At 68.8% G+C, this 22,710-nt stretch carries 20 protein-coding genes; 13 read left to right on the top strand and 7 right to left on the bottom strand.

Annotated features, from left to right (window positions below):
- Positions 1–113: 113 nt before the first annotated feature.
- Together ABL312_RS18780 and ABL312_RS18785 are read left to right on the top strand one after the other, a co-directional pair.
- Positions 114–1,769 (top strand): AMP-binding protein, encoded by a 1,656-nt coding sequence (locus tag ABL312_RS18780; protein ID WP_349358923.1) that lies wholly within the window; start codon positions 114–116, stop codon positions 1,767–1,769.
- A 73-nt stretch (positions 1,770–1,842) separates the two neighbouring features.
- Positions 1,843–3,030 (top strand): iron-containing alcohol dehydrogenase, encoded by a 1,188-nt coding sequence (locus ABL312_RS18785; protein ID WP_349358924.1) that lies wholly within the window; start codon positions 1,843–1,845, stop codon positions 3,028–3,030.
- A gap of 102 nt (positions 3,031–3,132) precedes the next feature.
- Here the strand turns inward: ABL312_RS18785 and ABL312_RS18790 are convergent, their stop codons facing one another.
- A complete protein-coding gene (locus ABL312_RS18790; RefSeq protein WP_349358925.1) occupies positions 3,133–3,798 on the bottom strand; it encodes a helix-turn-helix domain-containing protein in 666 nt (221 codons plus the stop codon).
- 86 nt (positions 3,799–3,884) lie between these two features.
- A complete protein-coding gene (locus ABL312_RS18795) occupies positions 3,885–5,798 on the bottom strand; it encodes an FAD-dependent oxidoreductase (RefSeq protein ID WP_349358926.1) in 1,914 nt (637 codons plus the stop codon).
- A 201-nt stretch (positions 5,799–5,999) separates the two neighbouring features.
- Between ABL312_RS18795 and ABL312_RS18800 the strand changes: the two genes are divergently transcribed.
- Genes ABL312_RS18800 through ABL312_RS18815 form a run of 4 tightly spaced genes read left to right on the top strand, consistent with a single transcriptional unit; the run spans position 6,000 to position 10,904 of the window.
- Positions 6,000–7,280, top strand: coding sequence for a serine hydrolase domain-containing protein (locus ABL312_RS18800; RefSeq protein WP_349358927.1), 1,281 nt, complete (start codon positions 6,000–6,002; stop codon positions 7,278–7,280).
- Entirely contained in the window at positions 7,277–7,873 is a 597-nt protein-coding gene (locus ABL312_RS18805; RefSeq protein ID WP_349358928.1) for a TRAP transporter small permease, read from the top strand. The genes ABL312_RS18800 and ABL312_RS18805 overlap by 4 nt, the downstream gene beginning before the upstream one ends.
- 1 nt (position 7,874) lies before the next feature.
- Positions 7,875–9,185: a TRAP transporter large permease gene (locus ABL312_RS18810; protein ID WP_349358929.1), complete on the top strand. Its 1,311-nt coding sequence runs from the start codon at positions 7,875–7,877 to the stop codon at positions 9,183–9,185.
- A 60-nt stretch (positions 9,186–9,245) separates the two neighbouring features.
- The gene (locus ABL312_RS18815) at positions 9,246–10,904 is read left to right on the top strand and encodes a long-chain fatty acid--CoA ligase (RefSeq protein ID WP_349358930.1); all 1,659 of its coding nucleotides are present in this window, start codon (positions 9,246–9,248) and stop codon (positions 10,902–10,904) included.
- 88 nt (positions 10,905–10,992) lie between these two features.
- On the opposite strand, the gene ABL312_RS18820 is transcribed toward ABL312_RS18815, so the two are convergent.
- The 5 genes from ABL312_RS18820 to ABL312_RS18840 form a co-directional block, all read right to left on the bottom strand.
- Positions 10,993–12,504 carry a long-chain-fatty-acid--CoA ligase gene (locus tag ABL312_RS18820; protein ID WP_349358931.1) on the bottom strand — a complete coding sequence of 504 codons (1,512 nt, stop codon included), beginning with the start codon at positions 12,502–12,504 and terminating at the stop codon, positions 10,993–10,995.
- Positions 12,501–13,706 (bottom strand): CoA transferase, encoded by a 1,206-nt coding sequence (locus ABL312_RS18825; protein ID WP_349358932.1) that lies wholly within the window; start codon positions 13,704–13,706, stop codon positions 12,501–12,503. The genes ABL312_RS18820 and ABL312_RS18825 overlap by 4 nt, the downstream gene beginning before the upstream one ends.
- A gap of 1 nt (position 13,707) precedes the next feature.
- Positions 13,708–14,139, bottom strand: a complete 432-nt coding sequence (locus ABL312_RS18830) for a VOC family protein (protein ID WP_349358933.1) — start codon at positions 14,137–14,139, stop codon at positions 13,708–13,710.
- A gap of 147 nt (positions 14,140–14,286) precedes the next feature.
- Positions 14,287–15,438 carry a TRAP transporter substrate-binding protein DctP gene (gene dctP / locus ABL312_RS18835; protein ID WP_349358934.1) on the bottom strand — a complete coding sequence of 384 codons (1,152 nt, stop codon included), beginning with the start codon at positions 15,436–15,438 and terminating at the stop codon, positions 14,287–14,289.
- 115 nt (positions 15,439–15,553) lie between these two features.
- Positions 15,554–16,114 (bottom strand): CIA30 family protein, encoded by a 561-nt coding sequence (locus tag ABL312_RS18840; RefSeq protein ID WP_349358935.1) that lies wholly within the window; start codon positions 16,112–16,114, stop codon positions 15,554–15,556.
- A gap of 180 nt (positions 16,115–16,294) precedes the next feature.
- Here ABL312_RS18840 and ABL312_RS18845 point away from each other — a divergent pair, with 180 nt between their 5' ends.
- The 7 genes from ABL312_RS18845 (at position 16,295) to ptsN (ending at position 22,562) form a co-directional block, all read left to right on the top strand.
- Entirely contained in the window at positions 16,295–16,930 is a 636-nt protein-coding gene (locus tag ABL312_RS18845; RefSeq protein ID WP_349358936.1) for a ribonuclease H-like domain-containing protein, read from the top strand.
- Positions 16,931–17,061: 131 nt separating this feature from the next.
- Positions 17,062–17,754 (top strand): LPS export ABC transporter periplasmic protein LptC, encoded by a 693-nt coding sequence (lptC, locus tag ABL312_RS18850; RefSeq protein WP_349358937.1) that lies wholly within the window; start codon positions 17,062–17,064, stop codon positions 17,752–17,754.
- Positions 17,751–18,326, top strand: a complete 576-nt coding sequence (locus tag ABL312_RS18855) for an LptA/OstA family protein (protein ID WP_349358938.1) — start codon at positions 17,751–17,753, stop codon at positions 18,324–18,326. The genes lptC and ABL312_RS18855 overlap by 4 nt, the downstream gene beginning before the upstream one ends.
- Before the next feature lie 208 nt (positions 18,327–18,534).
- Positions 18,535–19,263 carry an LPS export ABC transporter ATP-binding protein gene (gene lptB / locus ABL312_RS18860; protein ID WP_349361461.1) on the top strand — a complete coding sequence of 243 codons (729 nt, stop codon included), beginning with the start codon at positions 18,535–18,537 and terminating at the stop codon, positions 19,261–19,263.
- A 149-nt stretch (positions 19,264–19,412) separates the two neighbouring features.
- A complete protein-coding gene (gene rpoN / locus ABL312_RS18865) occupies positions 19,413–20,975 on the top strand; it encodes an RNA polymerase factor sigma-54 (RefSeq protein ID WP_349358939.1) in 1,563 nt (520 codons plus the stop codon).
- Positions 20,976–21,436: 461 nt separating this feature from the next.
- Positions 21,437–22,012: a ribosome hibernation-promoting factor, HPF/YfiA family gene (gene hpf, locus ABL312_RS18870; protein ID WP_349358940.1), complete on the top strand. Its 576-nt coding sequence runs from the start codon at positions 21,437–21,439 to the stop codon at positions 22,010–22,012.
- Positions 22,013–22,097: 85 nt separating this feature from the next.
- Positions 22,098–22,562, top strand: coding sequence for a PTS IIA-like nitrogen regulatory protein PtsN (gene ptsN / locus ABL312_RS18875; RefSeq protein WP_349358941.1), 465 nt, complete (start codon positions 22,098–22,100; stop codon positions 22,560–22,562).
- Positions 22,563–22,710: the final 148 nt, after the last annotated feature.

The raw sequence follows: 22,710 nt of genomic DNA on the forward strand, positions 1-22,710 counted from the left end.
ACATCAAACGATGGCAGCATTCTTCATCCGGCCAGACGCATCGGCACGCGGCCGCCCGTTCCGTGCAACGCGCGAGACAACGCGCGCCGGGCGAGGGCATGAGGGAGGAAAACATGTTCAAGGTTACGGACGGTCCGCTGTCCCCGGAGACGCGCGACCCGCGCATGCCGGCGCGCCGCAAGGTGGTGACGCGCGATCTCATCGAGCGATGGGCGCAGGAGCGCCCGGCCAGGGTCTTCGCCAAGTTCGACGACACCGGCGAGGAATGGACCTATGCGGCGTTCCGCGACCTGGTGCTGCAAACCGCCGTCGGCCTTCAGGCCCAGGGCGTCGGGCAGGGCGACCATGTGCTGGTGTGGATGCCCAACTGCCGGGAACAGATCCGCATCTTCTTCGCGCTGAACTACATCGGCGCCGTCTATGTGCCCATCAACACCGCCTACAAGGGCCGTCTGCTGGAGCATGTGATCGACATTTCCGACGCCCGCCTCGCGGTGGTCGAGGCGGGGCTGGTCGAGCGGCTGCATTCGGTCGACCTCGCCCGGCTGGAGCGGTTGATCGTCACGGGCGGCGAGGCCGCGACCGCGCCTCTGCCGAGCGTGCGCTACGAGGACGTGCTGCTGCCCGAAAGCGGCACGCTCGCCCCGCTTGAGCGCGCCATCGAGCCCTGGGATCCGATGACCGTGGTGTTCACGTCGGGAACGACGGGGCCGTCGAAGGGCGTGCTCATGTCCTATATGCACCTTTATTCGAACGCCGGGCCGGAGACCTGGACCTTCGTCACCGAGGACGACCGCTACATGATCAACGCGCCGATGTTTCACATCGGCGGATCGGGGCCGATGTTCTGCATGCTGGCGCGCGGCGCCTCGATCGCGGTCGTCGACCGCTTCGACACCGCGACCTATTGGGACTCGGTCCGCCGCACGGGGAGCACGGTCGCCTTCCTGCTGGGCGTGATGGCCAGCTTCCTGGAAAAGCAGCCCGCGCGCGACGACGACCGCGACAATCCGCTGCGCCTCGTGCTGATGGTGCCGCTGGCCTCGAACTCCGAGAGCTTCGCGCGCCGGTTCGGGCTCGACGTCTACACGATCTTCAACATGACCGAGATCTCCACGCCGCTGATCTCGGAGCCGAACCCGACCGTGCGCGGCACCTGCGGCCGGCCGCGTCCCGGCGTCGAGGTCCGGCTCGTCGACGCCAACGATTGCGAGGTGGCGCAGGGCGAGATGGGCGAGATGATCATTCGCACCGACCGGCCCTGGGCGATGAACAGCGGCTACTACAAGATGCCGGAGGCCACGGCGCGCGCCTGGCGCAACGGCTGGTTCCACACCGGCGACGCCTTCACTCAGGACGCGGACGGCAACTTCTTCTTCGCCGACCGCGTCAAGGACGCGATCCGCCGGCGCGGCGAGAACATCTCCTCCTTCGAGGTGGAGAGCGAGGTGCTCGCCCATCCGGATGTGGCCGAGGCCGCCGTTGTCGCCGTGCCGAGCGAATTCAGCGAGGACGACGTGCTCGTCTGCGTCGCGCCGGTCGAGGGGCGGGAGATCGATCCGGCGGAGCTGATCGCCTTCCTGAGCGATCGGCTCGCCTATTTCATGGTGCCGCGCTACGTCCGCGTCGTGCGCGACGGCCTTCCCAAGACGCCGACCGCCAAGGTGCTCAAGCATCAGCTGCGCACGGACGGCAAGACCGACGACACCTGGGACCGCGAGGCCGCGGGACTGCGGATCAAGGGAGAGAGATTCCGCTCCACGGCCTGATCGCCGAGGGGGATTGCCCCCGTCGTCGCGCGGGGGAAAAGCGAAACGGTGTGCGGTGTCGATGGGAGGAAACATGACGCTGACGACAGGGATGGTCGCCATGACGGCGACGGAACGCGTGCGCTTCGGGGAGCGTGCGCCGGAGGCGCTCAGGGCGGAAGCCGAGATCTGCGACGCCCGGCGTGTCGTGGTGATCGCCAGCACGTCGCTGGCCGAGACGACACACGAGATCGCGGACATCGAGCGGGCGCTTGGGTCGCGCCATGCCGCGACCTTCACCGGTGTCGCACCGCATGTGCCGCGTCACGACGTGCTGGCGGCGACCGAGGTGGCCCGCGAGGCGCGCGCCGACCTGATCGTGTCCGTCGGCGGCGGCTCGGTGACCGATTGCGCGAAGATCGTGCCGGCGATGCTGAAGCACGACGTGCGCACGGTCGAGGCGATGGACGCCTATCACATCACCGTGGATGCGGCCGGGGCCATGGTGCTCCCGCGCTTCGAAAGCCAGGACATCCGCACGATCTGCATTCCCACGACCCTGTCGGGCGGCGAGTTCAATCCGCTGTCGGGGTCGACCGACCCGGCGACGAAACACAAGCAGGGCTATCAGGAGCGGATGATGGCGCCCGTCGCCGTGATCCTGGATCCGGCGCTCACCGCGCACACGCCGGAGTGGCTCTGGCTGTCGACCGGGGTGCGCGCGCTCGATCATGCCGTGGAGACCTTGCAGTCGTTCCAGTCCAACGATTTCTGCGACGGCCTCGCCCGCAGCGCGCTTCAGCTTCTGGTCGAGGGATTGCCGCGCACCAAGGCGAACCCGGAGGATCTCGAGGCGCGGTTGAAATGCCAGATCGGCGTGTGGCAGTCGATGCTGCCGATCATCGCCGGCGTGCCGATGGGGGCGAGCCACGCCATCGGCCATGTGCTCGGCGGGCTGTGCGATGTGCCGCACGGCTATACGTCCTGCGTGATGTCGCCCTTCGTTCTGGCCTGGAACGCCTCCGTCAACGCGACCGCCAATGCCGACCGTCAGGCGCCGATCCGCGCGATCTTCGGCGATCCCGAGACACCGGCGGCGACCCAGGCGGACCGGTTCATCTCCGACCTGGGAATGCCCCGCAGCCTCGGCGCCGTCGGGGTCGGGGCGGAGCGGTTGCCGCAGATCGCGGAATACACCTTGCAGGACATCTGGGGGAAGACGAACCCGCGCCCGGTCCGCGAGGCCGCCGACGTGCTGGAGATCCTGGAAACGGCCCGGTAAGCCCGACTTTGGTGAGCCGGCTTGTCATGAGCGGGAGACTGAACGCCGTCGCGGCTGTGCCGGGGCGGCGTTCTTGCTTCCGGTGCCGCTTCGGGCGGCGCGTCAGCCCGGGTGAGCAGCGCAGGTGAGGCCGGCGGTCAGGCTGTCGATCAGGTTTTCCAGCGCTGTGGGGGCGCCCCACAGCTTGCCGCCGTCGCCGGTCGCCACGAAGGCCGCCTCGCGGGCGGACAGGGCGGCTTGCGCGAACTGATAGAAGAAGACGATCCGCTGATTGAGCAGCGGGCGCGGCACATCGGGCAGGGCCGCCGCGACATGGGCGATGCAGCGCTCGAAACTGTCGTCGCCCTCGGCCTCGACGGCCTTCGTGAACGTGTCGCGGTGGTTGAGCTGCATCACTGAGATGAAGCGCATGTGACCGAAGCCGATGGGCAGGTCGGTGCGCGCCTCGGGGTCGTTGGTCTCGGTGGTCTCCACCTTGACGATCAGGTCGACGATATCGCGCACGGTGATCGGGCGCCCCCGCGCCTCGAGCGCGTCCAGCGCGGCGTTGCGCGCCCGGCGCGTGCGGATGAGCGCATCCGCGACGAGCTCGCGGATGAGGTCGTCCTTCGTGCGGAAGTAATAGTGGATGCCGGCGGAGTTCTTCACCTCCGCGGCGGTAAGGATCGCGCGCACCGAGACGCCGTCGATCCCGGCCCGCGAGAACAGGCGGATCGCGGCGCGCTTGATCCGTTCGCGGGTATCGTCTTCCACGTTGGCCACCGTCATGCGCCGATCCTATCCGAGCTTTCCGCCCGGGGTCGATAGCGCAGACGGGGGCCGAAGGTCAAAGCCGTGAAACGCGCGCGCACGCCTCAGGTCCCGAACACGAAGGCCCGCGGGTCGGCATCGCGCGTCAGCGACCAGAAATAGTCGTTGCGCCACGGTGAGATCGCCACCACGCGGCCCCGGCTGTTGCGGTACCAGTTCTCGGTGCCCTCGTGGGTCCAGACCATCTTGTTGTGCGCTTCGTCGATGCGCGCGTTGTAGTCTTCATAGGCCTCGGGGCGGACTTCCACGGTGGTCGCGCCGCGCTCGTACATGCGGCCGATGATCGACAGGATGAAGGAGGTCTGGAGCTCGATCGCCTTGATCATGCTGCCGCCGTGGCCGAGGCCGACGTTCGGGCCGAGAATTGTGAAGAAGTTGGGAAACCCCGGCACGGCCGAGCCGATGTAGGCGGAGGGGTTGTCGGTTTCCCAAACATCGCGCAGATGCACGCGGTCGCGGCCGACGATGTCGTAGGACGACTGCATTTCCGCGGCCTTGAAGCCGGTCGCATAGACCAGCACATCGGCTTCGAAGCGCGCGCCGTTGCCGGCGACGAGCGTGCTGCCCTCGATGCGGCCCAGCCGTTCGGGCACCAGCTCCACGTTGGGTCGGGTCACCGTGCGGTACCAGCCGTTGTCGAGCAGGATGCGCTTGCCGTAGGGCGGGAAGTCGGGCAGCACCTGGTCGAGCAGGTCCTGCCGGTCGCCGAGTTCCGCCTTCACGTATTCGGTGAAGATCCGCCGATGCCGGTCGTTGGTGGCGTTGAGGGCCTTTTCCGGCTCCGGCCAGTCGGGGTCCTTCTGCAGGGAGTCGTGGATCCGGTCGTTGAAGGTCCAGAACTGCCGGATGCGGTACCACTGCTGATAGAGCGGGATCGTCATCAGAAGGTAGCGCACGGGATCGGGCACCTTCTTCCGGAACTGCGGAAACGGCGCGGCCCACTGTTTGGAACGGGCGAAGATGGTCAGGCTCTCGACCTTGTCGGCGATCGCCGGGGCGACCTGCATGCCCGAGGCGCCGTTGCCCACCAGCGCGACGCGCTTGCCCGTCACGTCGAGATCCTCCGGCCATTGCGCCGTGTGGACGGCGGTGCCGGGGAAGCTGTCGGCGCCGGGGATATCCGGGATTTGCGGGGTGTTCAGGACGCCGACCGCGCTCATCAGGATGTCGCAGGTCTCCGTCGTCGTGCCCTGCGGTCCGGTCATCGTCACAGACCATTTGCGCGCCTCGGCGTCCCAGCGCGCCGCGCTCACGGTGGTGCGGAAGCGGGTCGCCGCGCGCAGGCCGAAACGGTCGGCGACCGAGCGGAAATAGGTCAGCAACTCGCCCTGAAGCGCGAAGTAGCGCGACCAGTCGTTCGGCGCGAAGGAGAAGGAATAGATGTGGTTGGGCGTGTCGACGCCGGCCCCGGGATAGCGGTTTTCCCACCAGGTCCCGCCGAATTCCTCGTTCTTCTCGATGATCTCGAAATCGACGCCCATGCGTTTGAGATTGACGCCGGCGCAGATGCCCGACACGCCGGCGCCGATCACCAGCACCCGCGTGCCCTCGGGCCAGGCTACGTCGGGGGTCAGCCGATGCGCCGTGAGGCCCAGGTCGGAGGCGATCACCTCGCCGTAGCTTTCCGGCACGGGCTCGCTCATCGAGACCGACAGGATGCGCGCCAGCGTCTCGTGCGAGGGCGCGGGGACGGCGAGCGGCTTGCCGTCGAGCCAGTCGAAGATCGCCGTTTCCGCGGCGTCGCGGATCTCCGTCTGGATGTCCTCCGGCAGACCGCCGTCGTCATTGTCGTCGAGGCCGCGCGACCGGCCCGGGGCGTAGGGCGGGTTCAGCCAGCGCTCCTCGCCCGTCATCTGGTGCAGCACGGCGAGCAGGGTCGGGATGTTGCCCTGGCGAATTCCTGCCCGCAGCAGGTCGCGGTCGACCCGTGTCGCGAGCTTCGTGTCCTGAACGGTCATCGGTATGCGCCTCCCTTCCCGATTGACGGCCTTGACCCCGTTGTATATGTCATGAAGTCAATTGGCTCAAGCGAATGACTTAAATGGTCGTGAGGTCGCTGGCAACCGTCTTTCGAGCGGGGCGCGCGACGGATCGCCACGGGTCTCGCCGGAAGCCATGCCCGCCGAAGAGGACGGCGAGCCCGGGAGGAGGACATGTCGATGCGAGAAGCAGCGCAGCGCTGGTCGTGCGCGGTCGAAACGCCGTTCGGAGAGGCGCGGCTTGCCGGCCGCGTGGCGCCCGGCTACGAGCCCGTCGCCGATGCCTTCCGGGAAAATTTCGCGCGGCGCGGCGAGGCCGCGGCCTCGCTGCATGCGATTCGCGGCGGCCGCGAGGTCGTGAGCCTGTGGGGCGGGCCGGTCGACGCGGAGCGCGACTGGGACGAGGCCAGCCTCTGCGTCGTGTTTTCCGCGACCAAGGTGGCCACCGCGCTCTGCGTGCATCTGCTGGCGGAGCGCGGCGCGCTGGCGCTCGACGCGCCGGTGGCGGAGTACTGGCCGGCCTTCGCCGCCGAGGGCAAGGGCGCCGTCACGCTCGACATGGTCCTCGATCACACCGCCGGCCTGCCGGCCGTGCGCGAGCCGCTGAAGGCCGATTGCCTCACCGATCACTGCTACATGGCGGACGTGCTGGCGCGCGCCGCGCCGCTGTTCGAGCCGGGCACGCGCACCGCCTATCACCCGGCGACCGGCGGCTTCATCCTGGCGGAGATGATCCGGCGCGTCGACGGACGCACGCTCGGGCGCTTCTTCGCGGAAGAGATCGCGGGCCCGCTCGACCTCGACTTCTGGATCGGCCTTCCCGCGGCCGAGGAGCCGCGCGTCGCGCCGATCCGGCATTTCGTACCGGAGAAGGGCGGGACGCCGACACCCTTCGGCGCGGCGCTCAGGGACAAGACGTCGCCGCAGGCGCTGTTCTTCTTCAACCATGGCGACTGGATGGCCCGGGGCGTGAACACCCGCGCGGGCCGCGCGGCCGAGATCGGCGCGGCCTCCGGCGTGACCAACGCGCGCGGGCTCGCGCGTCTGCACGACGCGCTGCGGCCCGGCGGGGCGCTCGGCCTCACCGAGGAGACGGTCGCCCGCTTCGCCCGCACCACCTCGGCGACCCGGCGCGACGGCATGCTGCTGCAGCCGACCCGCTTCGGCTCCGGCTTCATGCACCGGATGGACAATCGGGGGAGTGCGGGGCGGGGGAGTGCGGGGCGGGGGAGTGCGGGGCGCGGGAGCGGGGGCCGCCCGGCCGCCGGCGACAGTTTCCTCATTCCCGACGGCGCCTTCGGCCATGTCGGCGCGGGCGGCAGCTTCGGCTTCCGCGATCCCGGGCGCGACCTGTCGGTCGGCTATGCGATGACGCGCATGGGCGAGGGTTTCCTCGTCAACCCGCGCGGTGCCGCGCTGATCGACGCGCTCGCTGCGGCCTGCGCGGGAGACGCCCCATGAGCGCGCCGGACCCTTTGCCGCCCGTGCCGCTCGCGCGGGTCGAGGCCGCGCTCGACCGCGTGATCCGGCTGGTCGCCATTGCCGCCGGGCTGGCCATCGTCGCGATGATGCTGCAGGTCGCCGTCGATGTGGCGCTGCGCTACGCCACCGGCAGCGGCCTGCCGGGCACGCTGACCATCGTCAGCTACTACTACATGGTGATCGTCGCCTTCGTGCCGCTCGGCTTCGCCGAATTGCGCCGCGCGCATATCCAGATGGATCTCGTCACCAACCTGATGCCGCGCCGTGGCGCGCTGTGGGTCACTGGCTGGGGCCTGCTGCCGACCGGTCTCGTCACCGGCGCCCTGACGGTGCGCGGGGTCGAGGAGGCGCTCAACCAGATGCAGATTGGCGCGGCCCAGGTGCAGGGCACGACCTCGATCCCCACCTGGCCGGCGCAATTCGCCCTGCCGCTCGGCGCCGGTCTCATGACGGCGCTGGTCGCCCTGCGCTTCGTGCAGTTTCTCGTCTTCCGTGTCGATCCGGCGACCGGTCAAAAAGCGGGCCAGAGAACGGGCCGGAAGGCGGATCGCGCCACGGACACAGGGGCCTGACATGAGCGATATCGAGATCGGCCTCTACGGCCTTGCGCTGCTTTTCGCCCTCATCGCCCTGCGCATCCCCATCGGCATCGCGATGATCGGCGTGTCCTTCGGCGGGCTCTATCTGCTCGGCGGCTGGAAGATCGCCTGGGCGAGCCTCGGCCTGCTGCCGTTCAACTTCGCGGCGAGCTGGGTGCTCTCCGCCGTGCCGATGTTTCTTCTGCTCGGCTTTCTCTGCTACCACGCGAAACTGACCGAGGGGCTGTTCCGCGCCGCGCGCGTCTGGCTTCAGGGGATGCCCGGCGGTCTCGCGATCGCATCGGTGCTCGGCTCGGCCGGCTTTGCCGCCGTCTCCGGTTCCTCCATCGCCTGTTCGGCGACCATGGGCCGGGTCGCGGTGCCGGAGATGACGAAGGCGGGCTACGATCCCGAACTCGCCACCGGCACGGTGGCGGTCGCCGGCACCATCGGCGCGCTGATCCCGCCCTCCGTGATCATGCTGATCTTCGCGGTGATTGCCAAGGTGCCGGTCACCGACCTCTTCGTCGCCGGCATTGCCGCCGGCGTCGTCACGGCGCTGGGCTACATCCTGGTGATCGTCATCCGGGTCAGGCTGACGCCGTCGCTCGCGCCGCGCGACGACAATCCGCTGCCGCTGCGCGCCCGCATCCTGATGACCCGGGATACCTGGCCGATCATCCTGATCATGCTGGGCGTCTTCACGGGGCTCTTTTCCGGCGTCTTCACGGCGACGGAAGCCGGGGCCGTCGGCGCGTTTCTCGCCACCCTCGTCGCCCTGATGAAGGGAACGCTGACGCGGCGGGTGTTTCTCGCCGCGATCTCCGACACGGTTCTGACCACCTCGACGATGATCATCATCGGCGTCGGCGCGACGGTGCTGACGCGCTTCCTCGCCTTTTCGGGCGCCGGCGATTTCCTGAGCGATCTCGTCGTGGAAAGCACCTCGAATCCGGTCGTGATCATGCTGGGGCTGGTGGTGCTCTACCTGTTCCTCGGCCTGTTCCTGGAGCCGGTGGGCGCGATGCTGCTGACCCTGCCGCTGGTGTTGCCGATCATCCGCGAGACCGGCTTCGACATGATCTGGTTCGGCGTCGTGCTGACCAAGCTTCTGGAGATCGGGATGATCACCCCGCCGGTCGGCATGAACGTCTTCGTGATCAAGAGCGTGGTCGGGTCGCTGGTGACGACGGGGCAGATCTTTCGCGGCATCGGCTGGTTCCTGCTGATGGACCTCGTGGTCCTCGGCCTGCTCATCGCCTGGCCGCAGATCGTCCTGTTTCCGTTGACCGCCTTCGCCGGCTGATCCGCCGCGCGCGCTTTCGCAAACCCGCATCCCGCCGCTCCAACCAGAGGTGACATCGCCATGCAGAATTCCGACATGCAGACCGTGACCGACGGCCCCTATCTCGCCGGCCAGATGATGGACCGTCCGCTGACGATTTCCTCGATCATGGCCTATGCCGCCGACGTGCATCCGACCGGCCGGATCACCTCGGCGACGGTCGAGGGCGGGCGCCATTCCTACACCTACCGCGAGGCCTGGGCGCGCATCGCGCAGCTCGCCGGCGCCCTCAAATCCATGGGGATCGGTCCTGGCGACCGGGTGGCGACGCTCGCGTGGAACGGCTACCGCCATTTCGAACTCTATTACGCGGTCGCCGGCATCGGCGCGGTCTGTCACACGATCAACCCGCGCCTGTTCCCCGACCAGATCGCCTGGATCATGAGCCACGCCGGCGACCGGGCGCTGTTCTACGACCTGACCTTCGCCCCGCTGGTGGCGGAGCTCGGCCCGCGCATGCCCGAGGGTCTCACGCAGGTCTTCCTGTCGGACGAGGCGCATCGCCCCGAGGGCGCGCCGCCCGAGGTGCGCGCCTATGAAGCGCTGCTCGACGCCCAGCCCGCGACCTTCGACTGGCCCGAGGTGCCGGAAGAAGCGGCCGCCGCGCTGTGCTACACCTCAGGCACGACCGGCGATCCCAAGGGTGCGCTCTATTCGCACCGCTCGACGGTGCTGCATGCCATGTCGGCCGTCCTCGGCGTGCCGCAGGGCTTCGGCGCGGGCCGGGCGATCCTGCCCGTCGTGCCGCTGTTCCACGTCAACGCCTGGGGCCTGCCCTATGCCTGCCCGCTGTCGGGCACCGATCTGGTGTTCCCCGGACCGCATCTGGACGGCGCGAGCCTGTTCGACCTGATGGCCGAGACCGGCGTCACCAACGCCTGGGGCGTGCCGACCGTCTGGGCCGGGCTGATCGAGGAAATGAGCCGCCGCGACGCGAAGCCCGACGCGCTGGAGATGCTGCTGATCGGCGGCTCCGCGGTGTCCACGGCGATGATCGAGCGGCTCGAGGACTTCGACATCCGCACCGTGCATGGCTGGGGCATGACGGAAATGAGCCCGATCGGCACCTGCACCCGGCCGCTGGCGGAAGGCGCCGGGCGCGCCGCGCGCATCGACAATGCGATCCCGCAAGGCAAGCGGCTGTTCGGGCTGGAGATGAAGATCGTCGGCGACGACGGTACGCCGCAACCCCATGACGGCGTGGCGCGCGGCGAACTGCTGGTGCGCGGGCCGGCCGTCGTCAACGGCTATTTCAACGCCCCCGAGGCCTCGCGGCTCGCCTTCGACGCCGACGGCTGGTTCCGCACCGGCGATGTGGCCACCATCGACGCGGCCGGCCAGCTTCGCATCGTCGACCGCACCAAGGACCTGATCAAGTCGGGCGGCGAGTGGATCTCGTCGCTGGAGCTGGAAAATCTCGCGCTGGCGCACCCTTCCGTCGCCAATGCGGCGGCCATCGCCGTGCCGGACGCCAAGTGGGACGAACGCCCGCTGCTCGTCGTGGTGCCGGCCGACCCGGGCACGGGCGTCGATACGGACGCGCTGCTCGATCACATGCGCGCGCATCTCGCCAAGTGGCAGGTGCCGGACCAGGTGGTGGTCGCCGACGCGCTGCCGATGACGGCGACGGGCAAGATCTCCAAGAAGGATCTGCGCAGCCGGATCGCCGACGGCGGCTGAGGCGCCCGCCGGTCAAACGAAACGCCCGCCACGGCGAGACCGTGGCGGGCGTTTTTGTGTGGCTCCTGTCGGAAGGCCGGCGTCGGGATCACCCGGCGGGGGCGCCTTCCGGCGAGAAGGTCTCGCGCAGTTCGAACTTCTTGACCTTGCCGGTCGGCGTGCGCGGCAGGGCGTCGACCACGAACACCCGCGAGGGCTTCTTGTAGGAGGCGAGATGCGCCTTGCAGTGGGCGATGATCTCCTCCGCGCTCGGGGTCGCCCCGGCCAGCGGCACGATGTAGGCAACCGGCGTTTCGCCCCAGCGCGCGTCGGGAACCCCGATGACCGCGCTTTCCGAGATATCCGGATGGGCGTTGAGCACGGCTTCCACTTCGGCCGGATAGATGTTCTCGCCGCCGGAGATGATCATGTCCTTCAGCCGGCCGTGGATGTAGATGAATCCGTCCTCGTCGACCGTGGCGAGGTCGCCGGTGTGCAGCCAGCCGTCGCGGATCGCCTCGGCGGTGGCCGTCGGATTGCGGTAGTAGCCGAGCATGACCGTGTCGTCGCTCTGCACGATCTCGCCGACCTCGCCGGGCTTCACGTCGTTCCCTTGCGCGTCGACCACCCGGACCCGGTTCATCAGCATCGGCTTGCCGACCGAGCCGATGCGGGCTTCCGCGTCCTCGGCGCGCAGCACCGTGGAGGTCGAGGAACATTCCGACAGGCCGAAGCCCTGCATCAGTGGCACGCCGAACATCTCGCGGAAGGCGCGCATGGAGCGTTCGGTTTCCGCCGCCCCGCCCGACAGGCAGATCCGCAGGTCGGGGGCGCGCGTGCCCGTGTCCTTGAGCGTCGCGATCAGCGCCTGCCACATGGCGGGGGCGGCGAACATGCAGGTGATGCCGCCCGTCGCCAGATCCTCGGCGATCTCGGCCGGATCGAAGTGCTTCTTGAGCACGACCTGGCCGCCGATCAGGAGCAGCGGCAGCGTGCAGATCAGCGACCCGCCCGCGTGAAAGATCGGCGCGGCGGTCAGCGTCACATCGGCGTGGGTGAGCGGAAAATCGGCGATCTGGTTCTGCGCGGTGGCGACCAGATTGCGCTCCGACAGCATCGCCGCCTTCGGCCGGCCGGTGGTCCCGGAGGTGTGGATCATCACCAGACAGGCGTCGGGCGCGTGGCGGGTGAGCCCTTGCGTCGGGGCGGGCGGCGCGTCCGGTGCGAGCCCGGTCTCGCCGGCCTCGATCCAGTGGCGCACGCCGCCGGTGGCGGCGCGCACCTCCGCGATCGTCTCCCGGAAGTCGGCGGAATGCACGACCACCTCGGCCTGCGCGTTCTCGATCTGATAGACGATCTCGGCCGGCGCGAGGCGGAAGTTCAGCGGCACGATCACCGCGCCGAGGCGCGAACAGGCGAACAGCAGCTCGAAGAAGGACACGTCGTTGAAGCTCAGATGGGCGATCTTGGTGCCTTCGCCCGCGCCCATCTCCTGAAGACGGACGGCGAGCGCCGCCGCGCGGGCATGCAGATCGCCGTAGCTGAGGGTGAGATCGCCGAAGCGGAGGGCGGTCTTGCCACCCTGACGGTCGGCCTGGTGCGCGAGCATGGTCGCGATCATCGGTCGGTCTCCTTCACGTGAGCGGGGAGGGATGGGGCATCGGCGGGCGTGTCCGCGCCGGGCAGCGGCGCGGCCCGGCGCAGGGTCGCGGGCGTCGCCGAAAGCGAGATCGGATTGACGAGATGGCGCTCGGTGCCGAAGGCGGGATGGCGGGTTTCGCCGATCAGGGCGCGGGCGCGGGCCTGATCGCTCGCCAGCATTTCGCTCATGGTCTGCACGGCGGTCACGCAAAGCCCCTTCGGCCCGAGCCGGGCTTCCCAGGCGTCGGCGGTGTCGCCGCGCAGAACCTCGGCCACCTCCGCCTGCACCGCCTCGGCGGTCTTCGGATCCATGAGGTCGGCCTCGGCATGCTGCGGCAGGCCGATTTCGGCGCAAAACCGCGCCCACAGCCAGGGCTCCACGCAGCCGACCGAGAGATAGCGCCCGTCCTTCGCGGGATAGAGCGCATAGTGGGGGTAGCTGCCGGAATAGAGCAGCGCGCCGCGCGTCAGCGCCGCGCCGCCGTTCAGCAGGTGGAACGCCAGCGGATTGGCGAGCCCGAGCGTGGTGTCCAGGAAGGCGAGGTCGATGAACTGGCCGCGTCCCGTGCGGCCGCGCGCCAGAAGGGCGATCAGGATGCCCGACAGCGCATGCATCGCCGCCGCGCCGAAGTCCGACAGGAACATCAGCGGTATGACCGGCGGGGCGTCGGCGCGCGGGCCGATCAGGTCGAGCAGACCGGCCTTGGCGATGAAATTGAGGTCGTGGCCGCCCTGGTCGCCCATCGGGCTGCCGGCGCCATAGCCCGACATGGCGCAGTAGACGAGGCGCGGGTTGATCCGGCTCAGGGTCTCGTAGCCGATGCCGAGTCGCTCCGCCGTGCCGGCGCGAAAGTCCTCGATCACCACATCCGCGTCGCGGGCCATCTCGAGAAAGGCGTCGCGCCGGGCGGGATCGCGCAGGTTCACCGCGACGCTGCGCTTGTTGCGGTTGAGCGCCCGGGTGATCAGCCGGACCTGGGCCTCGAAGCTCCAGATGTCGGCGGGCGGGGGGCCCGGATCGTCCACCCGCTCGGCGGTGACGGTGACGACATCGGCGCCGAAATCCGCCAGATACATCGACGCCATGGCCGGAGGGCCGAGGCGTCCGAGGTCCAGCACCTTGAGGCCGGTGAGCGCGGCGTCCGTCCCGGCGTCCGTCCCGATGTCCGTTGCGCCCGTCATGTCAGCCTCCCGCCGCGCGCGTCGCCGGATGCGGCTCGGGGTAGGCGGCGAGCACGATCTGCAGGCCGTGCGCGGCCTTGGGGTGGAAGGCGACCTCGCGGAGTTCACCGAAGGTGACGTCGTTCACCGGTTCCAGGCCGCAGTCGCGAAAATGCGCGATCGCGGCCTCCATGTCGGAGACCTTGAACACCACGCAGAAGACGCCCTCGCCGCGCGCCCGGGTGAACTGGTCGATGACGGAGCCCGGGGTGCCCGACACGAGCTCGAGACCCTCGCGCGAATAGCGCGCGGTCATGCCGAGGCGCTCGTCCGACACGGCCGGGTCGAACCGCAGCCCCAGCAGGCGTTCGAAGAAGGACGCGCCCCGGTCGAGGTCGGAGACCGCAAGGGCGACACGATCCAGGCGTTCAATGGCGAGGCGTTCGGTGGTCATGAAGCTGTCCGGATGTGCGAGGGACGACACGCCCCGGCGAAATGCCGCCGGGGCGCCGGTCTCGGGATGGCGTTGCCAGCCCTGTCCAGTCTATCGGGGGATATCGGCCGGGGCTTGCCGGCCGGAGCGCGCAGCGCCTGCGCGGGGTTATTGCGCGTAAGACGCCAGATCGACCTCGGACAGGATCTCGTCCCAGTAGAGCGCGGCGAGCTCCTCGGCGGTCGTCACGCCCTCCAGGTGCGCCCGCCATTCGGCGACGCGCAGGCGCAGCGCCGCGACCATCGCCTGGCCCCGCTGCACGCCGTAGGTCTCGGCGTAATGCTGCACGACCTGTTCGATGTCCCTGGCGACGAAGGCGCGGGTGGCCTCGACCAGCGCCGGATCGGGATCGTGGAAGCGGGCCTTGATCTCGCCGGCCTCGGACCTGGCGCGCAACTCGCGCAGGCCGTTCTCGTACATCATCGAAATCTCGGCGGCGCCGGTGGCGGCGGCGCGCATCACCGCGGCGCGCGCGTCGAGGGACAGCCCCGCCCAGGTGTCGCGGTTCACCTGCGCGTAGGAGGCGACATAGATGCCGCCGGGAATGCCCGGCGTGATGTCGGTGACCAGATCGCCCATGCCGAAGTTGAACACGTCCGGGACCGACAGCAGCACGCAATCGATAAGCCCCTGGCTCAGCGCCTCCAGCATCTCGTTGCCCGAGACGGTGACGGGCGAGGCGCCCATGGCCTGCGACCACCGCGCCCAGTAGGAGCCGGAGATCCGCATGCGGGCGTCGGTCATGTCGTCGGGCGTGACATGGGGCTCGGTGCAGTTCAGCGAATAGGGCGTGGACGCCGCGCCGGCGGTGAAGACGTTGTTGCGGGCGGCGAACTCGGCATTGCACTCGGGGCAGTCGTTGAGCACGAAGTCGGTCATCGCCGCGCCGTAGAGCACGCCCTGCATGTCGTCGTCGATCCCGTTCTCCTGCAGCAGGATCATCGCGGTTTCCATCGCGAGATTGGTGTGCGGATACTCGGTGGGAAACAGCGTGGTCATTAGCGCGCCGAAGTCGACGATCCCCGAGGCGATGCCGTCGGAGGTCTCCATCAGGTTCAGCAGCGACAGCGGAAAGGTGCGGACCTTGATCCCGCCGTCGGTGTTTTCGGCGAGGGCGTCGGCGAAGGCGTTCACGCCGATATCGAAATAGGATCCCGGCGGATGACCGTAGGCGAACTTCAGCGTGTCGGCGGATGCGAGCGACGCACCCGTGCACAGCGCGGCACCGGCAAGCGCGGCCGCGAGAACTTTGGACGGCATTGATTTTCCTCCCTGGTCAAGCCGGCGCGCGCCGGCCTGAAACGTCACCGCTCAAGCAAAAGTCAATTGCTTAAAGCATAAGACTTAAAACAGGTAGCAGGGCCCCGCGCCGGCGTCAATCCGGGCGGAGGCGAGGTTCGTCCGGCAGGGGAGGGGCGGCTTTCTGGAAAAACCGCAGTCCGCCGATCGCGATGTCGGCGGCAAACGCCCGTCCGATGGCGACGATGCCGATGCGGCGCAGGGTCGACAGATCGAGCGGAGCCTCCAGGCGATGCGGTGTGAAGCCGGCGAAGGGGAGCGCGACCGTCGTCCAGCGCGGCGGCGCGGTGAAGCTTTGCCGATAGGACTGCCAGGGGCGCGTCACATCGGCGGTGCGCAGGTGGAGATTGTAGCGCTCGCCGTTGCCGAGGACGTCGAGCATCAGCCCCTCGAAGCCGCGCGCGTCGACGCTTCGGCCGTCGGGGGCGAGATCGAGCGCCATCTGCACGAAGCCGCCGTCGTTGTCGAGACGCACGTCGCCGGTCATGCGCAGGGCGGGACGCCCGTCGATCTCCGCGCGGACAAGATTGCCCTGAGAAACGCCGCCCATCACGCCGTCGGTCACCAGCTCCCAGCGCGTGCCGGTCGCGGCCCTTGGGTGGGGATTGCGGAGATCGTCGAGGATCGGGTCAGTCATGCGGGGCCTTTCGGTTTTTTGAGGGAGCGGTGTCCCAAGTGCCAAGGCGGCGCGCGGGCGTCACTGCCCTACGTGGGATGGCGGCTGCCGCGCGGCCAGGGGCGCGTGTCGCGGCCGCGCCATGGACGCGCGCCGCGAAGCCCTTTATCAAGGCGGCACGAGTGACACGAAGGATGCCCCATGACCATTCGTCTCCATCGCGGCGACCTGCCCGATCTTGCGAGCGACACGCTTTCCGCCTACGCCGCCGCCGACGCGGTGGCGGTCGATACCGAAACGCTGGGTCTCAGGCCGCATCGGGACCGCTTGTGTGTCGTGCAACTCTCGGCCGGCGACGGAACGGCGGATCTGGTGCAGATCGCCGCCGGCCAGACAAGGGCGCCCAATCTGGAGCGCCTGCTCGGCGATCCGTCGAAGACCAAGATCTTCCACTTCGCCCGCTTCGACGTCGCGGTGCTGGAAAACGCGCTGGGCATCGCCTGCGCGCCGATCTTCTGCACCAAGATCGCCTCGCGGCTGACCCGCACCTACACCGACCGGCACGGCCTGAAGGATCTGACGCGCGAGTTGCTCGGCGTGGAGATCTCCAAGCAGCAGCAAAGCTCCGACTGGGCCGCCGACGACCTGACCGACGCCCAGCAGGCCTATGCCGCCTCCGACGTGCTGCATCTCCATGCCCTGCGCGACAAGCTCGCGGCCCGGCTCGCGCGCGAGGGCCGCGGCGATCTGGCGGCCGCCTGTTTCGAGTTCCTGCCCACAAGGGCGCGGCTCGATCTCGCCGGCTGGGAGGATGCCGACATCTTCGCCCACAGCTGAGCGGCTGCGGCGGGGCGCGCCCGCGTGAAAAGACACGGCACTTGCCGCGGCGTATACTGCGCGCAACATTGAGCGTGTCGGGCATGACCCGGCGGGTACGCGCGATCGGGGCGTGACGAAACGGCCAGGCGATGGATCATTACGAAACGGTCGCGACATCAGGCATGCACGGCGGCGCGAATGCGCCCGGCGAGACCGCGCGCGACGGCATGCGCCGGGCCGAGGCCCGGGCCCGCGCGCGGCGGCACTCGACCCGGGTGCGCTGGATGCGCTGGCTGCTGCCCGGCACCGGCGCGCTGCTGCTGCTGGCGACCGTCGGCATGATCGCGGCGAGCAACTATCTCGACAGTCTGGGCCTGGGCAAGGTGCGGCTGTCGTCGGAGGGCCTGGTGATGGACAGTCCGGAGCTCTCCGGCCACGACGGCGACCGCTCCTACCGCGTGTCGGCGAAACGGGCGATCCAGCGCATCACCGATCCGCGCATCATCGATCTGGAGGACATCACCGCCGAGTTGCGCCTGTCGGCGGAACAGGAGGTGCGGCTCGAGGCGGTGCGCGGAACTTATGACAGCACCGCCGAGACCCTCATCCTGGGGGGCGGGATCACGGTGACGACGAACGACGGCGAGACGGGCCGTCTGGAAACTCTGGAAGCCGAGCTCAAAACGGGCACAATCTGGAGCGAGGATAAGCTCACGCTGACCTCGTCCTTCGGGTCGCTGTCCGCCGGCGCCATGCGGTTCGACGAGGCGGCGGGCGCCCTGATCTTCGGCGAGGGCATCCGGATGACCGTTCATCCGTCCAAGGGAGAGACCCGACCATGATGGAGTTTTGGCGTTCGTGCCGCGCGGTGCTTGCGTGTCTCGGCCTTTTGGCCTGGGCCGCGCTGCCCGCCGGGGCGCAGACCTTTTCCGATGCCTTCGCGGGTTTCGGATCGAACGACCGCGAGCCGATCCAGATCGAGGCGAAGGAACTCAAGGTTCAGGACAAGAGCCAGAGCGCGGTCTTCACCGGCGACGTCATCGTGCGTCAGGGCGAGGCGGAGTTGAAGACCAATCGCCTGGTCGTGCGCTACGACGGCTCGGCCGCCGGCGGGGTCAACCAGCGCATCTCCAAGCTCGAGGCGAGCGGTCGCGTCTATATCGCGGCCAAGGACCAGACCGCCACCGGCGACCGCGCGACCTTCGACATGAACCGCGAGGTGATGGTGATGACCGGGCGCGAGGTGGTGCTGACCCAGGGGCCGAACGTCGTGGTCGGCACGCGGCTGACCGTCGATCTCAAGACCGGTCAGGCGGACCTCGACGCCAAGAAGACCGAGGGCGGCGGCGGCGACGGGCGCATCCGTCTGCTGATCCAGCCCAACAGCCTGCAGCCGCAGGGCGGCACGAACTGACCCTCTCGACAGGGACCGCGACCGGCCGTAGGGTCGCGGGCCGCATTGGCCTGCGGACCCGCCGCGCAAGCATGAACCGATCAGGCATAAGACGATCAGGCATGGAACGATCGTGAAACTCTTTTCCCGTGTGAAATCCGCCCCCGCCGACGGCGCCCCGAACGGTCATGCGCGCGACGCGTCGCACGCCGATGTCGAGGGCGCTGCGCTGGAGGACGGCCTGCTCGTCGTCGACGGGATCGGCAAGAGCTACAAGCGCCGCCAGGTGGTGCGCAATGTCGGGCTGACCGTGCGCCGGGGCGAGGCGGTCGGCCTGCTCGGCCCCAATGGCGCCGGCAAGACGACCTGCTTCTACATGATCACCGGGCTGATCCAGCCCGATCACGGCACCATCCGGCTCGACGGCTTCGACATCACCCGCCTGCCGATGTACCGCCGGGCGCGTCTCGGCATCGGCTATCTGCCGCAGGAGGCCTCGATCTTTCGCGGCCTGTCGGTGGAGGACAACATCAAGGCGGTGCTGGAGGTGGTGGAGCCCGACCGGCGGCGCCGCGCCGAGGATCTGGAAAGCCTGCTGGAGGAATTCGGCGTCACCCACCTGCGCAAGTCGCCGGCCATCGCCCTGTCGGGCGGCGAGCGCCGCCGTGTCGAGATCGCCCGGGCGCTGGCCAGCCGGCCGACCTTCATGCTGCTCGACGAACCCTTCGCCGGCGTCGACCCGATCGCCGTCGGCGACATCCAGCAACTGGTGCGTCATCTGACCCAGCGCGGCATCGGCGTGTTGATCACCGATCACAACGTGCGCGAAACGCTCGGCCTGATCGACCGGGCCTATATCATCGCCGCCGGCGAGGTGCTGACCGAAGGCGCGCCTTACGAGATCGTCGCCAATCCGGACGTGCGCCGCCTCTATCTCGGCGAGCAGTTTACGCTTTGATGACACCCTGCCCTTGAGGTACAAAGCAAGAAGCGGACCAACTGTCGGTCACGCCGCGGTCCAGGCTGCGGGCGGGGCTGCCGGCCGAACGGCATGCCGGACTGGCGGGCGGTCCTTCCATCTTGCGTGTCTCGACAGCGGGAGACGGCATGGCCCTGTCGCCAAAGCTTGAAATCCGCCAGGGCCAGTCCCTGGTCATGACGCCGCAGCTGATGCAGGCGATCAAGCTGTTGCAGATGTCGAGCGTCGAGCTGACCTCCTTCGTGGATCTGGAGCTGGAGCGCAATCCGCTGCTGGAGCGCGCCGACAATGATTCCGCGCCGGGCGATGCCGGGGAGTCGTCGGAGCCGCCGGCGGAGGAGCGGGGGACGGACGCCGGATCGGAGGGAGACGGCGACTGGATCCGCACCGATCTCGCCGACAGCGCGCAGGACATTGCCGGGCGGCTCGACACGGATCTCGGCAATCTCTACCCGGACGAACCCGGCACCCGCGCCGGCGCGGACGAGGGCGGCGCGCCAGGCGGCGACACGCTGCACCGCGACCCCTGGCAGAGCGGCCTCGGCGCGCGCGGCAGCGGCGGATCGGGCGAGGACTACAATCTGGAGAGCTTCGTCGCCTCGGATGTCACGCTGCAGCAGCATCTCGCGGAGCAGATGGTGTTGCTGCTCCACGATCCGGCGGACCGGATGATCGCCCGCAGCCTGATCGACACGCTCGACGAGGCGGGCTATCTGCGCGGCGATCTGGACGAGACGGCGGAGCGGCTCGGCGTCGAGCGGGCGCGGCTCGACGCGCTTCTCCCCGTGTTGCAGCGGCTCGAGCCGACCGGCGTCTTCGCCACCTCGCTGACCGACTGCCTGCGCCTGCAGCTTCAGGAGCGCAACCGCTTCGACCCGGCCATGGCGGCGCTGATCGACAACATCGACCTGCTCGCCCGCCACGACTACGCGGGCCTGCGCGCCGCCTGCGGCGTCGACGACGAGGATCTCGCCGAGATGATCGGCGAATTGCGGGCGCTCGACCCCAAGCCCGGCAGTTCCTTCGGCACGACGCTGATCCAGCCCGTGGTGCCGGATGTGATCGTGCAGCCGGCGCGCGACGGCGGCTGGGCGGTGGAGCTCAACTCCGACACGCTGCCACGCATTCTGGTCAACCAGACCTATTACGCCACCGTCAGCCGGAAGACGCGCACGCCGCAGGACAAGGAGTTCCTCAGCGAATGCCTGCAGACGGCCAACTGGCTGGCCAAGAGCCTCGATCAGCGCGCACGCACGATCCTCAAGGTGTCGAGCGAGATCGTGCGCCAGCAGGACGCCTTTCTGACCCGGGGCGTGGAGCACCTGCGCCCGCTGAACCTGCGCACCGTGGCGGATGCGATTTCCATGCATGAGTCGACCGTCAGCCGCGTGACCTCCAACAAGTACATGGCGACGCCGCGCGGCATCTTCGAGCTGAAGTATTTCTTCTCCGCCTCGATTCCCGCCGCCGGCGGCGGCGAGGCGCATTCGGCCGAGGCCGTGCGTCATCGCATCAAGGCGCTGATCGACGCGGAGAGCGCCGATGCCGTGCTCTCCGATGACACCATCGTCAAGATCCTCAAGGACGACGGCGTCGACATCGCCCGGCGCACGGTCGCCAAATACCGGGAATCGCTGCGCATTCCCTCTTCGGTCCAGCGCCGGCGCGAAAAGCGGGCCCGCCTCGGGTGACGGTCGAAGCCCGGTTTCCCGGGCGCGGTCGGGCAACGCTGGCATCGGGCCGGACGAACCGGTACAGTGAGAAAAGGGGGGCGCCTGAACTCGATCAGGAGGCGAAGCCCGTGAGCGCGGCGGACGATCGCAGGAGACACTGCAGGACTCCTTGCAGGAAACTTGAGAGACCTGAAACAGGAGATGCCGGCGGGTCGCGTGGCCGCGCGCGGGCGCAGCGGCATTCTGGCCGGCCCCGCCCGATCCGGCCGCAAGGGGCCGGCTGCACGGCGGATCCGATTTGACTTCGCCGGGGCGCGCGCTTATAGACGCGCCCTCGGGACCCGCCGTGCGCGGGGCCTGCCGTTTCGCGCGCCATGACGCGCGTGACACGGGATCGAATCGGAGCACACTGCTCCGAAGGTGCGGCGCCGGCTTTTCGAGGCGTCACTTCATGGCTTTCGAGATAAGAAGAGGGTCCCATGACACTGCGTGTATCGGGGAAGAATGTCGACGTCGGGGATGCGCTGCGCACGCACATCGAAACCCGGGTCGACGAGGCGGTGTCGAAGTATTTCGACGGCGGATTTACGGGACACGTGACGATCGGCCGCGAGGGCCCCGGGTTCCGTTCCGAGTGCCTGCTTCACCTCGACACCGGGATCGATCTTCAGGTTTCCGCCGACAGCCATGATCCGCGCCACAGCTTCGACGCGGCGGCCGAGCGGATCGAGAAGCGCCTGCGCCGCTACAAGCGCAAGCTCAAGGATCACCACGCGCACGGCGCCAACGGGCGCGAGGTCTTCGAAGCGGCCTCCTACGTGCTTGCCTCCGTCGAGGAGGAGGAGGAAGTCCCTGCCGACTACAATCCCCTCGTCGTCGCGGAAACCTCCGCCAAGGTGAAGACGATGACCGTCGGCATGGCGGTCATGCAGCTTGACCTCTCGGAATCTCCCGTGGTTGTGTTCCGTAATGCGGGCAACGGGACGGTGAATGTCGTCTACCGTCGTCCCGACGGAAACTACGGGTGGATCGACCCAGAAAACGCCGCAAAATAATCCGGGCGTGCCGGGCCGCCGCATCGCGGCCCGGCATCGCGGGCCTTGCTGCCCGAACCCGCTGCTCAAACCCACAGGTCGGACCATGGATCTCAGCGATCTCATTTCGCCGAAAGCGATCGTTCCAAGCCTGAAGGCCAACAGCAAGAAGCAGACCCTGCAGGAACTCGCCGCCAAGGCGGCGCGCGTCACCGGACTGCCGGAGCGCGATATCTTCGACACGCTGTTGCAGCGCGAACGCCTCGGGTCGACCGGCGTCGGCAACGGGATCGCGATCCCGCACGGCAAGCTGGTCGCGCTCGACCGGCTGGTCGGCCTGTTCGCCCGGCTCGAGCGGCCGATCGATTTCGACGCCCTGGACGACCAGCCGGTGGATCTGGTGTTCGTCCTGCTCGCGCCGGAGGGCGCGGGCGCCGACCATCTCAAGGCGCTGGCCCGCATCGCGCGGCGCATGCGCGATCCGGGCATGGTCGCGAAGCTGCGTGCCAGCGACGACGCCGACGCGCTCTACACGCTGCTGACCGAGCAGGCGGCCTCCAACGCCGCCTGAGCGGGGCTGCGCCATCGGAGCGGTGGAGGCCGACGAACGCGTCGCCGACGCACACCGCCGCCCGTGGCATCAAGCAAATCATCGAACAAAAAGGGCGCCGGCCATCGCGGTCGGCGCCCTTTTGTCTGGTGTCTTCGGCGTCCGGCCG

This window comes from Stappia sp. (genome assembly GCF_040110915.1).
Lineage (GTDB): Bacteria > Pseudomonadota > Alphaproteobacteria > Rhizobiales > Stappiaceae > Stappia.